Origin of the sequence: Pseudoalteromonas sp. PB2-1 (genome assembly GCF_045040605.1) — a bacterium.
GTDB classification, from domain to species: domain Bacteria; phylum Pseudomonadota; class Gammaproteobacteria; order Enterobacterales; family Alteromonadaceae; genus Pseudoalteromonas; species Pseudoalteromonas arabiensis.
The window spans coordinates 1,243,568-1,258,520 of the sequence record NZ_CP090667.1; the positions used below are offsets into that span (position 1 = coordinate 1,243,568).

The following is a 14,953-nucleotide window of genomic DNA, read 5'->3' on the forward strand; positions in this document are numbered from 1 at the left end:
TGGAGATTTATGATGAAAATTAAACGTTTAACTCGCAGTATACTGCTCGGTTTCATAACGCTATCTGGTATGTCGGTGCAAGCAGAAGATATTGAGCTCTATGTTAACCATAATGTAGATTTAGATGAGAGACCACGCGTTCTGATTGTGTTTGATACGTCAGGAAGTATGGCATTTTCAACAGCCACAGGTAACAGTTGTGGCTATAACTATTATACCGGCTACGTAGTATGTCCTGATAGTCGCTTGGGGGTTGCACAGGGTGCAATTACCAGCTTGGTTGATGACAATGACGATATTGATTTTGGCCTGATGAGATTTAATGGTACAGAAGGGGGCTATGTACTCGCAGGTATTGGCTCATCGACATCACTTTTAAAGCAAACTCTTTCAGCTCTCCCTGCTGATGGTGGTACGCCCTTAACGGAGACATTATGGGAGGCATATCTCTATATTACAGGGCAAAGCGTATTTTATGGACAAAACGTCAGTGAAGCCCAGCGTGACACAACTATAGAAACGAGGGTTCGATCAGGACCGTGGTGGCGACCTAGTTATAGTTATACTTATAATTCACCTTTTGATACTACAGAAGAAGCCAAACGTTGTGATAATTCAGTTAACGTTATTTATATGACCGATGGGGATCCTTCTGCTGACCAAGATGGCGAGCAAAATAGCAATATTAGCTCTTTGTATTACACTCATTTTAATCAATATCTATCTAGTACAGACAAAATAGCCGGTGTATACCTACACAAGCTTGCTCAGATAATTCACGGTACTGAGGATGTTGACGTGGATTTATTTCCTTCAACACCGGATATTCATGAAACAGGGCGAGTATACACAATCGGCTTTGGTAGCGGTATGAGTAATAATGGTAAACGCTTACTATCGGAAACGGCTAAGCTAGGTGGCGGCCAATACCTCCACGCGAATACCTCTGAGCAATTATCGCAGGCACTTAAAAATACCATTACTCAAATCCGTGAAGTAAACGATAGTTTTACCTCACCGTCCATCGCGAGTAATAACGTTGATCAAACACGTAGTCGTGAAGATATTTACTATGCAATGTTTTATCCAGAAACAGGTGCTCGTTGGCGAGGTAATCTAAAAAAACTAAAAGTGTCTGGTGAACAAATTGTTGATTCGACAGGTAAACCAGCTTTAAATGAAGATGGGCTTATATCAAACAAAGCGCGTACATATTGGTTACCAGATAACGAGGAAGCTGATGGTAATACAGTGCAACGCGGCGGTGTTAACCTGCTGTTGAGTAGCCTTGCAAGTCGAAAACTTTATACTGATGCAGGCTCGTCAGCTTTAATCAGCTTTACGAAAAGTAATGTATCTAATGCGCTTGGCGGAGATGATAAAGCGGCAGCTGCGTTTGGAGTGGACAAGTCTCAATTACAAAAAACGATTGATTGGGCAAGGGGAATCGATGTTGATAATGAGGATGAAGATGCATCTTCAATTGATCAACGCCAAGATATTTTCGGTGATCCGTTGCACTCAAAGCCTGTGACAATAGATTATGGTAATGACGATATACGTATTCTAATTGGCACCAATGCGGGTTTTTTGCATCTTTTTCAAGATAAAAATGACGTGCTAAAAGAAAGCTGGGCATTTATGCCAAGTAGCTTATATAAAATAGTGAAACCGTTAAGAGACAATCAGTCCAACACAAAAGTGTACGGCGTCGATGGTCCTATTTCAGTGTTCTTTGATGATAAAAACGGTGATGGGATTGTTAACGGTAGTGACCGCGTGTGGGCTTTCTTTGGCTTTAGACGTGGCGGTAGTTACTATTATGGTCTTGATATTACTAACCCTGATTCACCAAGCCTGATGTGGAATGGGCCTATTGTGGGGGGGTCTGCTGACTTTAAAGAGCTTGGTCAATCTTGGTCTAAACCGACGGTGACCTATATAAATCTAGAAGGGTATGAAGACCGTCCACTGCTGGTTTTTGGAGCAGGTTATGATACCAATAAAGATAATGTTATTCGTACTGCTGATAGTAAAGGGCGAGGCATTTATATTGTCGATGCACAAACGGGTAAAAAGGTATGGGCACTCACGCCAACTGAAAATGGTTTTCAAGGCAATCACAGCATAGCCTCAGACATAACAACACTGGATTCTGACTATGATGGCTACGTTGACCGTTTATACGCCACAGATACCGGCGGCAATGTTTGGCGCGTAGATATGCCTTCAAACACTCCTAACGACGCGAAGCAGCCATGGACACATTTTAAGCTAGCGAGTTTAGGCAATACTCTATCGACGCAAGACCGACGTTTCTTTTATAAACCGTCGGTGGCCAGAACTGTGTTCAGCAAAGTGACAAAAACAACGGTGAATGGCCAATCGACAATTGCCCGACTAGACACACCGTATGATGCGGTATTAATTGGTAGCGGCAATCGCTCAAAGCCTACAGCCACCACGACTAACGATCAGCTTTATATGATTCGTGATATCAATACAACTACACAATCATTCCAAGGTAGTGACGTCCCCGTCGCCATTACGCAATCAGACTTAATGAATATGGATTCAGACCCATTTGGTAATGCATTAGACGATGTTGAGGAGTTTACAGAGCTTGAAGTTGAGTTATCTGAGTATTACGGTTGGTACTACAACTTACCTGCTGCTGGTGAGAAATCACTGGCTGCTAGTACGGTGATTGGTGGTGTGGCTTATTTTACAAGTTATACCCCATCTTCTGCCACTGAAACGGTAAACCAGTGTTCTTTAACTGGTGGGGCAGGTGGCCTGTATGCATTTCATTTGCATTATGGCACCAAGGTTTATGACGAATTAAAATTTACTACATCAAATGATGTACCAGATACGCCACAGTTATACTTTGGTGTTGGTGATAGTTGTGTTGACAAAAACAACAATGGTTTTTGTGATGATTTATCTGATACTGAAAACCCTGACGTAATTAAAGATACAAACATAAAAGTGGAAGAAAAAAGCCAATTTATGACCATAGGGCCGGGTCTCAAAGGGCAGCAGAATCCGTTTAAAGTTAAAAAAATAGTTGGGCCAAATCTCACTCAAGAAGATGGTAAAATTAAGCTCGTAAGCGATACTGATCCTGTTGGCTTTGGCTTTGAGACACAACAAACCTATATTTATAAGCGAGAAGTAAATGATAAAAGTCAATAAAGCGAACGCTGGCTTTACACTGATAGAGCTCATGATAACAGTGGCTATTTTGGGAATTATTGCCAGTATTGCCTTGCCTAGTTATTTTCAGCATGTCAAACGTACTGCCAGAACAGAAGCAATAACGGCATTATTAGATGCTGCCAATAAGCAGGAACAATTCTTTGTTGATAATAGAGAGTATACAACTGTGCTGGCTGATTTAGGTGTCGCAAGTAAAACAGAGAATAACTTCTATACGATATCTGTGACTGTTGATAATGATGCGGGGACATTTGAGTTTACCGCCACACCTGCATCGGGACCTGTATTACAAGATACCGAATGCACCTCTTTATCAATCTCAGATACCGGATTAAAGACATCGAAAGGCTCAGCTAATGCAAAAGAATGCTGGGGCCGATAAAAAGAGCCTATAACTGGCACTTATCAGTATCTTTTAAACGAGTACGGCCGGTAAAACTTAGCGAAATAGCAAGCCCTTTTAGGCTTGCTTTTTTGTACTCAGGGCAATAGATAAAAGTGCCGTTATTAAAGCCCATAGGGGTGCCATTAGGCCTAAAAGTAATAGCATGTCGAGGGTAGGTGAGTTGATCTAGCCTGTTAATTGCCTCTAGCTCAAGGATGACTGTATCACTACTATCAAGCACACCAATTTCATTATTGTCTACAAATACGGTGAGTGATTTGTGCCAGTAGTCCTTGTTACAGTGATTATCTTTTAGAGCACAAAATGTTATGAATGCATCGTTGGTTTGTGCATTATGACGGCTTATCCCCAGCGCACGCCTAATCTCTTGCATTTTGTTTTCTAGGCGATTTTTGGCAAGCAAAGGGGTATATTCAAACAACGCTATATTAAGAAGAATAGCTAAAACAGACAACACAACTAAGCTTTCTATAAGTGTTGTGCCTTTTAATTTCCACCAATACGTTTTTGTCTCCATCCGTGAAGATCTCATTTATTATAGTTTCTTCAACTATATTCATGTCCCTTTATTGGTGTCAAATAAGTTGCTTAATTACAGCTTTTAGTCGTATTCCCATTATATAAAGCAGTCCCAGATTTGAATACTGTAAGCTCTTTATTGTTATCTCCGTCTGCTTTTGAAGGGCAATAGATAAAAGCGCCAGCAGTTGTTGTGATCATCCCGCTTGTATCAAAGATTAATGAACTGCCACCTGAAAATTGGAGCCTACTGCTAGTTGGAAGCTCTTTCATTACTCTGAGAATTTTATCGTTTTGAGCAGGGTTGTAGACACCGTTTTGATTAGCATCATAAAATACAAATACAGTGCCTTCCTGCCAGTTATTTGAACAAGTAACGCGACTATTATTTTCAATGTTAGTGGTACTTCCTGCGCACACAACAACTAAAGAGTCAGAGCTGGTGGCTTTGGCTCTTGCGAAACTAATATTACGTTTTAATTCTTGAAGATAGCTTTCAGCACGATCTTTTTCGAGTAGGTCAGAACTATCCCACAATGCGATGACAGCGATAATACCCACTATTGTGATAGTGACCATGAGCTCTAAAAGCGTAAAACCTTGTTGTGATGATTTCATTGTTGTCTCTATTATCAAACGCCTCATTTAATAATATCATGATTGCTGGTTTAATCACCGAAATTCATAGCTTTGTTTGCCATCAGAGTCGGTATTGTCTAAAATCGAGGCAATTAAGAAATAAAAAGTAACCCAAAAAATGAAAAAAATTGAAGCAATCATAAAACCATTTAAGCTTGATGATGTTCGTGAAGCATTATCAGAAGTGGGTATCACAGGGATGACAGTAAGCGAAGTTAAAGGCTTTGGTCGTCAGAAGGGGCATACAGAGCTTTATCGTGGTGCTGAGTACATGGTTGATTTTTTACCGAAAGTAAAACTAGATATCGTGCTCGCCGATGAAGATGTTGATAGAGCAATTGATGTTATCGTTAAAACGTCACAAACAGGTAAAATTGGCGATGGTAAAATTTTTGTTACTGACGTTGAGCGTGTAGTTCGTATTCGTACTGCTGAAGAAGATGAAGACGCGATTTAATATAAAACTCGCAAATATTAAAAAAGGCGCCAAAGGGCGCCTTTTTAGTTTTCAATCAATTTGAACGATTATTCGCTTCTCGCGTTGCTTTAGCGTGTTCACTTAGCTCAGGTAAGCCAAGTTTGTCGTAGCTTTTTACCATGATCTCAAGCGCTTGATCTAAGTAGCTACTTTGTGAGTAATGCTCGACCACATATTTACCACGGTTTGCAGCCGCAAGGTACGCCTCACGTTCATAATAGTATTGCGCTACTTTTAATTCGTAACGTGCCATTTTATTTAACAACCATACCAAACGTTTTTTAGCTTCAGGGGCATATGCGCTATTAGGGAAACGCTTTAGTAATGTTGATAAGTCAGTAAATGCAACACGCGTACGATTTGCGTCTCTGTCAGCGCGGTCTACACCAAAATATTCCTGAAATGCATTTTCATCCGCTTTAATATTAACTAAGCCACGCATGTAATACATGTAATCTAAGTCTTTGTGGTTTGGATTAAGGCGAATAAAGCGGTCAATAGTTGCCAGTGCCTGCTCGGTATTACCTGATTGATAATGTGCATACACTAAGTCCATTTGCACTTGTTTTGACAAAGGGCCAAATGGATAGCGTGAATCAATTGCACTTAAAAGTTCAATTGCACGGGCATAAAGACCCGAGTCTAATGTTTCTTTTGCATCTTCGTATAAAGCTTGCGCAGATTTATTAGGAACCCGTTGTATATCTTCTTGATCAGGTGCTGATGAACAGGCACCTAAACCAAGTAATGAAACTGAAAAAACTATGGCGAACGCACGTTTCCCTATTTTATTTATCATTTTATTTATTACCTTTGATGTCTTCGGCTAGGCCAAGTGAGGAAAACCGAGTAAACTATACGTATTAAAGCGATTCTAACCCAGTCGAGCAAAGCTTGCACTGGTAAATTGGGTAAAGTTACTAATGTCAGAGCAAATTTCTCTCCAAGCCGAGGTTCCAATAGACCTTGGCGGTAAACGTCTAGACCAAGTATTGGCACAATTGTTCCCTGATTATTCTCGTTCACGTATAAAAACGTGGATTTTAGATGATAAAATAACCGTTAACGGTGAAATATTAAACACACCGCGTGAGAAACTACTCGGTGGCGAAATGGTCAGTGTTGAAACAACCATCGAAGCTCCGCGCGAGTACGAAGCACAAAATATCAAATTAAACATCGTTTATGAAGACGATGATATTTTAGTGATTAATAAACCAATGGGTTTAGTTGTTCACCCTGGTGCAGGTAATCCTGATGGCACCGTATTGAATGCATTGTTACACCATTACCCTGATATCATTAATGTGCCTCGTGCTGGTATTGTGCACCGTTTAGATAAAGACACCACAGGTTTAATGGTGGTAGCAAAGACAATTCCTGCGCAAACACATTTGGTATCTGCTTTACAAAAGCGTGAAAACTTCACCCGTGAATATGAAGCAATTTGTAATGGTTCAATGACAGCAGGTGGCATGGTTGAAAAACCAATTGGCCGTCATGCAACTAAACGAACTCATATGGCCGTGCATGAAATGGGTAAACCCGCGGTTACTCACTATCGGGTTGCAGAAAAATTTAGAGCACATACACGCTTACGTTTACGCTTAGAAACCGGTCGTACTCACCAAATCCGTGTACACATGGCTTATTTGAATCACCCGCTAGTGGGCGATCAACTATACGGAGGCCGTCCACGTCCACCTAAAGGGGCAACACCTGAGCTATTTCAAATGCTTCGTGAGTTTAAGCGCCAAGCCTTGCATGCAGTTAAGCTGTCAATTGCTCACCCGATCACTGGCGAGATGATGACATGGCAGGCACCGATTCCTGATGATATGGCTGCGATGACAGAAGCTTTACGCGCAGACACCAAAGCAAACCCAAATATCGAGTTTTAATCGTTATGATCACACCAGCATGGACTGCCCCAATAACAATTAGCGCACTGAGTACTACTCGCAAGGGCGGTGTTTCTGTTGCACCTTTTGATAGTTTTAATGTGGGGTTACATGTTGGTGATGATGAGCAGGCCGTGCTTGCAAATCGAGAGCTGCTAACAAATCAGTTGCCAAATCCTGCTGTGTGGTTAAATCAAATTCATAGCAGTGACGTCGTGGTGATTGATGAAGGCAGTGACTTAAACCAAGTCCGCTCTGCTGACGCGCTTTATACTCGTGTAGCAAAACAGCCGCTTGCGATAATGACCGCGGATTGCTTACCCGTATTACTTTGCTCAACCACCGGTGATGAAATAGCAGCAGTGCATGGTGGTTGGCGTGGTTTAGCCCAAGGTATATTGGCAAACACTATTGCACATTTTAAAGCTAAACCAAGCGATATTATTGCTTGGTTTGGTCCTGCCATTGGCCCTTCAGAATTTGAAGTAGGGCAAGAAGTAAAAGCATGCTTTTGTGAGCTAAATGCTAACCATCAACATGCATTTACGCCTAGAGGTGATAAATATTTAGCTGATATTTATTTACTTGCTCGCCAGCAATTAGCGCAATTAGGCGTGGTAAATATTTTTGGTGGCGAGCACTGTACTGTTAGTGATAAGTCACAGTTTTTCTCATATCGCCGCGATGGCGAAACAGGGCGTATGGCAAGTTTGATCTGGCGCAATTAATACCACTTTTTTGCGATTAAATTATCGTCTCTTACTTGAACAAATCATTAAGCATACCCATTAATTAAGCAATTAGATTTTTTAATAGGTAAACCCTTATGCGTTTAGATAGATTTACAAGTAAATTTCAATCTGCGCTTTCAGATGCGCAGTCATTAGCACTTGGGCGCGATCATCAATTTATTGAGCCAGTACACTTGATGTATTCTTTGCTTCAGCAAAATGGCTCGAGTGTGCGTGCGCTGTTAGCCCAAGCAGGCGTGAGTGCTGATGAATTAAACACCAAGTTATCGCAAGAAATCGAAAAACTATTTAAAGTTGAAGGCATTGGCGGCGATGTTCAACTATCAAATAACATGGTTTCGTTGATAAACCTGTGTGATAAATACGCGCAAAAACGTAAAGATAAATTTATCTCAAGTGAGCTATTTGTTCTTGCAGCATGCGAAGACAAAGGTCCTCTAGGTGATATTTTTAAAGCACTTAATATTACTTCGAGTAAGATTGAAGCAGCAATCGAGGCTATTCGTGGTGGCCAAAAAGTCGATGACCCTAATGCTGAAGAAACTCGTCAGGCATTAAAAAAATTCACAATCGATCTCACTGAGCGCGCAGAGCAAGGCAAGCTAGACCCTGTTATTGGCCGCGATGATGAGATACGCCGCACGATTCAGGTATTACAACGTCGTACCAAAAATAATCCTGTACTCATTGGTGAGCCAGGTGTGGGTAAAACTGCGATTGCCGAAGGCTTAGCGCAACGCATCATTAATGGTGAAGTGCCTGAGGGGCTAAAGAGCAAACGCGTTTTATCGCTTGATTTAGGTGCCTTGGTCGCAGGCGCTAAATACCGTGGTGAATTTGAAGAGCGTTTAAAATCAGTACTGAATGAACTTGCCAAAGAAGAAGGCCAAGTGATCCTCTTTATTGATGAAATTCATACCATGGTGGGCGCAGGTAAAACAGATGGTGCCATGGATGCAGGTAACATGTTAAAACCTGCTCTTGCACGTGGTGAGCTTCACTGTGTGGGTGCGACGACCCTCGATGAGTATCGTCAATACATCGAAAAAGATGCAGCACTTGAGCGTCGTTTTCAAAAAGTGTTTGTTGATGAGCCATCAGTTGAAGATACCATCGCGATTTTACGTGGCTTAAAAGAGCGTTATGAGTTACATCACTCAGTTGATATTACCGATCCGGCCATCGTTGCTGCAGCGCAGTTATCACATCGTTACATTAGCGATCGTCAATTGCCTGATAAAGCGATTGACCTCATTGATGAAGCAGGCTCGTCGATTCGTTTGCAAATTGACTCAAAGCCAGAATCTTTAGATAAGCTAGAGCGTCGTATTATTCAGTTAAAGTTGGAAGATAATGCCCTTGCGAAAGAAAAAGATGAAGCGAGCCAAAAACGCCGCACAGAAATGCAAGAGCTGATCACTGAGCTTGAAGCACAATACCGCGAACTAGACGAAGTGTGGAATGCCGAGAAAGCGTCGTTACAAGGCACGCAAGTGATTAAAGCTGAGCTTGAACAGGCACGCCTTGATTTAGATGTGGCACGTCGTGCCAGCGATTTACAGCGCATGTCAGAACTTCAATATGGCCGTATTCCTGAACTTGAGCGTAAACTGGACCTTGCATCGCAAGCGGAAATGCAAGAAATGAGCTTACTCAAAAACCAAGTTGGTGAAGATGAAATCGCGGAGATTTTATCGCGTTGGACAGGTATTCCTGTATCGAAAATGCTGCAAGGTGAGCGCGAAAAGCTACTGCAAATGGAAGATCAATTGCATCATAAAGTAATTGGTCAAGATGAAGCGGTTGTAGCTGTGGCGAATGCCATTCGCCGTTCTCGCGCAGGGCTTGCTGATCCAAATCGTCCAATTGGTTCATTCTTATTTTTAGGCCCAACAGGGGTGGGTAAAACTGAGCTGACTAAAGCGTTGGCTAGTTTTATGTTTGATACTGAAGATGCCATGGTGCGCATCGATATGTCAGAGTTTATGGAAAAACACTCTGTTGCACGTTTAGTGGGGGCGCCTCCAGGCTATGTAGGTTATGAAGAGGGGGGCTATTTAACCGAAGCCGTGCGCCGTCGTCCGTATTCAGTTATTTTACTGGATGAGGTTGAAAAAGCGCACCCTGATGTATTTAACATCTTACTACAAGTTCTTGATGATGGCCGCTTAACGGATGGTCAGGGTCGTACCGTTGACTTTAAAAATACAGTTATCATTATGACCTCTAACTTAGGCTCGGACATTATCCAAGAGCAAGCAGGTTCAAATGACTATGCGACCTTAAAAGAAAAAGTGATGGGCGTTTTAGTGAGTCAGTTCCGTCCAGAGTTTATTAACCGTATTGATGAAACGGTAGTATTCCATCCACTTGCCAATGAGCACATTAAAGAAATCGCTGATATTCAATTAAGTAAGCTTCGTGAGCGTCTAACTGAAAAAGGCTATCTGCTTGAAGTGACCGATGCTGCCCTAGAGGGCATTGCTGCAAGTGGCTTTGATCCGGTTTATGGGGCAAGGCCTTTAAAACGCGCTATTCAACATACCATTGAAAACCCGTTGGCGCAGCGCTTATTAGCTGGAGATTATCAGCCAGGTGCCATCATTCATATTGATGCCGATGAAAATGGATTGGTTTTTTCAAATCGCTAAATTAACCGCACGTAAAAAAGCCGCATCAATTTGATGCGGCTTTGTTTTTATCAATATATTTTATACTTTAAAAGTTAACAGCATATCGTTCACTTTACGTGAGCCCTCAACAAGGCCCGCAGCATCTTTTGCTACGTTGTAGCTTAGCTTTAAGTTTTCTTCGCTGTGTCCTTTGATGCTGTCTACATTGGTACGAATATCAACACTGACCACTTGTTGCTCTTCCGCAGCAGTTGAAATCTCTGTTGCAAGGCTAGAGATCTCATCAATTTGTGCAAAAATGCTCGCAAGCTCGGTTTGTGTATGTGTAGTCGTGCTTACACAGCTATCAGCTTGCTCTTTAGTTGATTGCATTACTTTTGACCAACTGAATAAAGTATCTTGAATTTCTTTGATTGAGCTGTGAATTTGTGACGTAGCATTTTGAGTTCGAGATGAAAGAGCTCGTACCTCATCGGCTACCACAGCAAAGCCTCGGCCATGCTCGCCAGCACGGGCCGCTTCTATCGCTGCATTAAGTGCTAATAAGTTGGTTTGCTCTGCAATACCTTCAATCTCACTCATAACTTGGCCAATTTTATCCGCCTCACTAGCAAGGGAGTTAGCTGTTGTAGCAGCTTGTTCAACTTGATTTGCAAGTGCAGACACCATACCGCTGTTATCTTCTATGTGCAGCTTAATGTCATTACAACTTTGATAAGTCGTATTAACTTTCTCTGCTGTGTGGTGTGTATTTGCAGATATTTCACCAATAGTTGCACTCATCTGCGTCATTGCTGTTGCAATATCGCCCAAGCGTTGACCTTGGGCTGCAATCCCTTGCTCAGTCAACGAAGACTGCCTATCTAAGTTTGTAGCAATATCTTTAAATGAATAGGTCGAATCTTTAATACGGCCAAGAACCGTACGCAGTTTTGCTGATAACATTTGCTGATTATAGGCTGCAACGCTAAATGGATGAGCACCTGAATACACATAACGAGACACAGAGTCAAACTCAGCACGCTGTTTTTTAAGCTCTGTTGGGGTCACGATTAGCTCGTCATAATTAAGAGCAACAAGAAATACTGTAACCATAAAAGAGATCGCCGCAATGACTGTTGATGTCATCAAGCCAAGCGCAACAATAGCCGCAGCCGCAATAACAACAGAAATGAGTTGTCGCAATGAGATATTTTCACGAAAAGATGAAATAGATTTACCATTATTTATTTTTTCGTATAGTGCCATGGCACGTGTTTTGAGCTCTTCTGATGGTTTTGTACGCACTGATTGATAGCCAACTAATTGCCCGTGTTCATAAATAGGGGTTACAAAGGCATCAACCCAATAATATCGACCATCTTTACAGCGGTTTTTCACCATGCCTCGCCATGAGTGACCCTGTTTGAGCTTTTCCCACATCTCCTTAAATGCAGCTTTTGGCATATCTGGGTGTCTAACCATGTTGTGATTCTTACCCAGCAGCTCTTCCTCGCTATAGCCTGCTATGGTGCAAAACTCTTTGTTTACGTAGGTGATTACCCCACGTAAATCGGTTGTTGAGACAAGCTCTTGATGTTCAGAGTAGGTTACTTCCTGATTGATTGTTTCTTGACCACGACGCATTTTAGTCCTTGAAATGTACTTTTTTACTATGTGCGGATTATAGTCTCAGAAAAATGTAAGGGAAGAGTAACTATGTTAATTAAGTGAAACTTTGAATTATTTCATATAAATATTGATCTAGAACAATGTCTTGTCTGAAAACATGTGTTTGTGGCTTAACCAAAAGGTCGTAATTGAAATAAATTTTATTGGCATGAGGTCTCATTATTGATTAGCGAAACAATTTCGCATCAATGAAGTGCTATCAAAGCAATTGTATTATAGTTATCTGAATGGCAAGATGATGACTAAGTGATGGAGTTGTCAGGGTATCGACATTAATTACAGTTGCATGGATAGAGATTCTAATTTTTCTCTTGAGAATTTATATTCTGCCCCCATACACTTGGGATTAAAGCCACGTGGCTCGAGGAAGCATTTTTGATAAAACATGATTTAAACAAAACGCTACAAGCGTTATCGGCACACTATCCAACCGCAATTAATGGGATTAAACGTGGCATCGAGCGAGAAGCATTAAGGATCAAACCTAACGGTGTTATTTCAAAGAAGGGGCATCCGCAAGGAGTAGGGTGCGCACTGACCAATGATCATATAACTACAGATTTTTCAGAATCTTTATTAGAGTTTATTACGCCAGTCAGTACCTCACCTGAGCAAACATTAGCGCAGCTTAAAGATTTACAGAAGTTTACCTTGTCTCAAATGGGTGACGAATTGTTATGGCCTATTAGTATGCCATGCTTTATTGATAACCAAGATGACATTGTGCTGGCGCAATTTGGTGACTCAAATATCGGTCGCATGAAAACACTCTACCGTGAAGGGCTTAAAAATCGTTATGGTAGTATGATGCAAGCCATTGCAGGTGTGCATTTTAATATTTCCTTCCCTGACACGTTATGGCAGGGACTACATGAGCTAAGTGATAGCACAAAGGACTTAGCAGATTTTATATCTGATGGTTACTTAGGTTTAATTCGTAATTTTAAACGCGAACTTTGGTTAATTAGCTATTTATTTGGTGCCTCCCCTGCGTTATGTCACTCTTTTCTTCAAGGGCGTCAAACTGAGCTGCCATTTAAAAAGTTAGGTAAAGGTACACTTTACTTAGAGGTTGGCACCGCTTTACGTCTTGGTGATTTGGGCTATACAAACAGCGCACAATCTTCTTTACGTGTGATGTACAACTCGTTAGATGAGTACGTTGTTGGTTTAAAAGAAGCCATTAATACACCATCAAATATTTATAATCATATTGATGATTACACCAGCGAAACACCAAAACAGTTGAATAAAAACATTCTCCAAATCGAAAATGAATTCTACTCACCGATTAGGCCTAAACGAAATGCTGCCAGTGGAGAAACCCCTACGGATGCTTTGCTACGAGGTGGAATTGAATACATTGAAGTACGTGCCTTAGATGTCAATCCATTTAGTGAAACGGGTATCGACTTACAACAGATCCACTTTTTAGATGTATTTTTAACTTATTGCTTATTAAGTGATTCCCCTGCGATGGACTGGCAGGAGCAAAGTCTCAGTACTAAAAACCTTGATGCCGTAGTAAACGAGGGACGTAGTCCTGATTTGCAACTGTTAAAGCAAGGTGAGTCAGTAAGCTTGACGACGTGGGCAACGTCAATATTCGATAAACTAAAGTCGGTGGCGCACTATATGGATGCTGCCTATGGCGTAAGTTATTACAGTGAAACAGTGGCAACGCTTGCGGCCTGGGTTAGTGAGCCAAATAAAACATTTTCAGGACGATACATTGATATATTAGCAAACACTAACCAAGATAATGGTGAGTTTGCATTAACACTTGCACAGCAATATAAGCAAAGTCACCTAGGCGCTGATTATCAATTTTACGATGAGGCTTTTTTAACTGAGCAAGCATCTAAGTCGGTAACAAAAGAACGCGAAGTAAAAGCAGAAGATAATCTGTCTTTCACTGCATTTTTAGATGATTACTTTGCAAAGGTGAAGTAAATTTTAGACATAAAAAAACGCAGCCTAGGGAGAGGCTGCGTCAAAGATTCTTCAGGGATGAAACAATGCTATACTGCTGCATTCATAAGTTCAGACTGACCCACTAAAAAAAAGTTCAGCGAGATACATAAAAAAATGAAAAAAAGTTTAATTATTTTATCGCTGGCCGCATCTTTGGCTGGTTGTGCTACAGCTCCTCCTGAGCAACCCCATGATATTTGTAAGATTTTCGAAGAAAAGCCTGATTGGTATTATGATGCTCGCGATGCTCAAGAAAAGTGGGGATCGCCAAAACATGTATTAATGAGCATGATGTATCAGGAAAGCTCGTTTCGTCATGATGCAACACCACCTATGGAATACTTTCTGTGGATCATCCCAATTGGTCGTGTAAGCTCAGCCTATGGTTACTCACAAGCAAAAACACCAACATGGTCAGACTATATTCGTGAAACTAATAACAGTGGTGCAGATAGAGATGATTTCGATGATGCCATCGATTTTATGGCGTGGTTTGTTTATAAAACACATAAAGTAAATGGTGTTTCAAAGTGGGACGCTTACGCGCAGTACCTTAATTATCATGAAGGGTGGGGCGGTTATAAACGTGGTACGTATAAAAAGAAAAAATGGTTGATGAGTGTGGCAAATAAAGTTAAGCATCGAGCAAGTCGTTATGGTGCACAACTTAGAAAATGCGAAGATGAGTTGGATAAAAACTGGTTTGAGCGCTTGTTTAGTTAGCAGTTATTTAGTTAAAAACCCACAAAAATGTGGGT

Annotated in this window: 12 protein-coding genes; 8 read left to right on the forward strand and 4 right to left on the reverse strand. The window is 41.2% G+C overall.

What is annotated here, in order from left to right:
* Positions 1-12: 12 nt before the first annotated feature.
* Entirely contained in the window at positions 13-3,198 is a 3,186-nt protein-coding gene (locus tag L0Z67_RS05700; RefSeq protein WP_405128708.1) for a pilus assembly protein, read from the forward strand.
* On the forward strand, positions 3,182-3,604 hold the full coding sequence (locus tag L0Z67_RS05705) for a type IV pilin protein (protein WP_062570521.1): 423 nt from the start codon (positions 3,182-3,184) through the stop codon (positions 3,602-3,604). Before L0Z67_RS05700 ends, L0Z67_RS05705 begins: the two co-directional genes overlap by 17 nt.
* Positions 3,605-3,611: 7 nt before the next feature.
* Here the strand turns inward: L0Z67_RS05705 and L0Z67_RS05710 are convergent, their stop codons facing one another.
* Positions 3,612-4,145: a GspH/FimT family pseudopilin gene (locus tag L0Z67_RS05710; protein WP_062570522.1), complete on the reverse strand. Its 534-nt coding sequence runs from the start codon at positions 4,143-4,145 to the stop codon at positions 3,612-3,614.
* A gap of 71 nt (positions 4,146-4,216) precedes the next feature.
* A complete protein-coding gene (locus L0Z67_RS05715) occupies positions 4,217-4,765 on the reverse strand; it encodes a GspH/FimT family pseudopilin (RefSeq protein ID WP_062570523.1) in 549 nt (182 codons plus the stop codon).
* A gap of 139 nt (positions 4,766-4,904) precedes the next feature.
* Here L0Z67_RS05715 and glnB point away from each other — a divergent pair, with 139 nt between their 5' ends.
* Complete coding sequence (glnB, locus tag L0Z67_RS05720) at positions 4,905-5,243, forward strand: nitrogen regulatory protein P-II (protein ID WP_062570524.1); 339 nt, start codon at positions 4,905-4,907, stop codon at positions 5,241-5,243.
* A 55-nt stretch (positions 5,244-5,298) separates the two neighbouring features.
* Here the strand turns inward: glnB and L0Z67_RS05725 are convergent, their stop codons facing one another.
* Positions 5,299-6,063, reverse strand: coding sequence for an outer membrane protein assembly factor BamD (locus L0Z67_RS05725; RefSeq protein WP_405128569.1), 765 nt, complete (start codon positions 6,061-6,063; stop codon positions 5,299-5,301).
* Positions 6,064-6,187: 124 nt separating this feature from the next.
* Between L0Z67_RS05725 and rluD the strand changes: the two genes are divergently transcribed.
* From rluD to clpB, 3 genes are all read left to right on the forward strand, one after another.
* Positions 6,188-7,165 carry a 23S rRNA pseudouridine(1911/1915/1917) synthase RluD gene (rluD, locus tag L0Z67_RS05730; protein ID WP_062570526.1) on the forward strand — a complete coding sequence of 326 codons (978 nt, stop codon included), beginning with the start codon at positions 6,188-6,190 and terminating at the stop codon, positions 7,163-7,165.
* The gene (gene pgeF / locus L0Z67_RS05735; RefSeq protein ID WP_405128709.1) at positions 7,165-7,893 is read left to right on the forward strand and encodes a peptidoglycan editing factor PgeF; all 729 of its coding nucleotides are present in this window, start codon (positions 7,165-7,167) and stop codon (positions 7,891-7,893) included. Before rluD ends, pgeF begins: the two co-directional genes overlap by 1 nt.
* Before the next feature lie 98 nt (positions 7,894-7,991).
* Positions 7,992-10,568, forward strand: a complete 2,577-nt coding sequence (gene clpB, locus L0Z67_RS05740) for an ATP-dependent chaperone ClpB (protein ID WP_130151258.1) — start codon at positions 7,992-7,994, stop codon at positions 10,566-10,568.
* Positions 10,569-10,628: 60 nt separating this feature from the next.
* Here the strand turns inward: clpB and L0Z67_RS05745 are convergent, their stop codons facing one another.
* Positions 10,629-12,176: a methyl-accepting chemotaxis protein gene (locus L0Z67_RS05745; RefSeq protein ID WP_405128570.1), complete on the reverse strand. Its 1,548-nt coding sequence runs from the start codon at positions 12,174-12,176 to the stop codon at positions 10,629-10,631.
* A gap of 420 nt (positions 12,177-12,596) precedes the next feature.
* Between L0Z67_RS05745 and gshA the strand changes: the two genes are divergently transcribed.
* Together gshA and L0Z67_RS05755 are read left to right on the forward strand one after the other, a co-directional pair.
* Positions 12,597-14,174 (forward strand): glutamate--cysteine ligase, encoded by a 1,578-nt coding sequence (gshA, locus tag L0Z67_RS05750; protein ID WP_405128571.1) that lies wholly within the window; start codon positions 12,597-12,599, stop codon positions 14,172-14,174.
* A gap of 135 nt (positions 14,175-14,309) precedes the next feature.
* A complete protein-coding gene (locus tag L0Z67_RS05755; RefSeq protein WP_062570531.1) occupies positions 14,310-14,918 on the forward strand; it encodes a transglycosylase SLT domain-containing protein in 609 nt (202 codons plus the stop codon).
* The last annotated feature ends 35 nt before the right edge of the window (positions 14,919-14,953 follow it).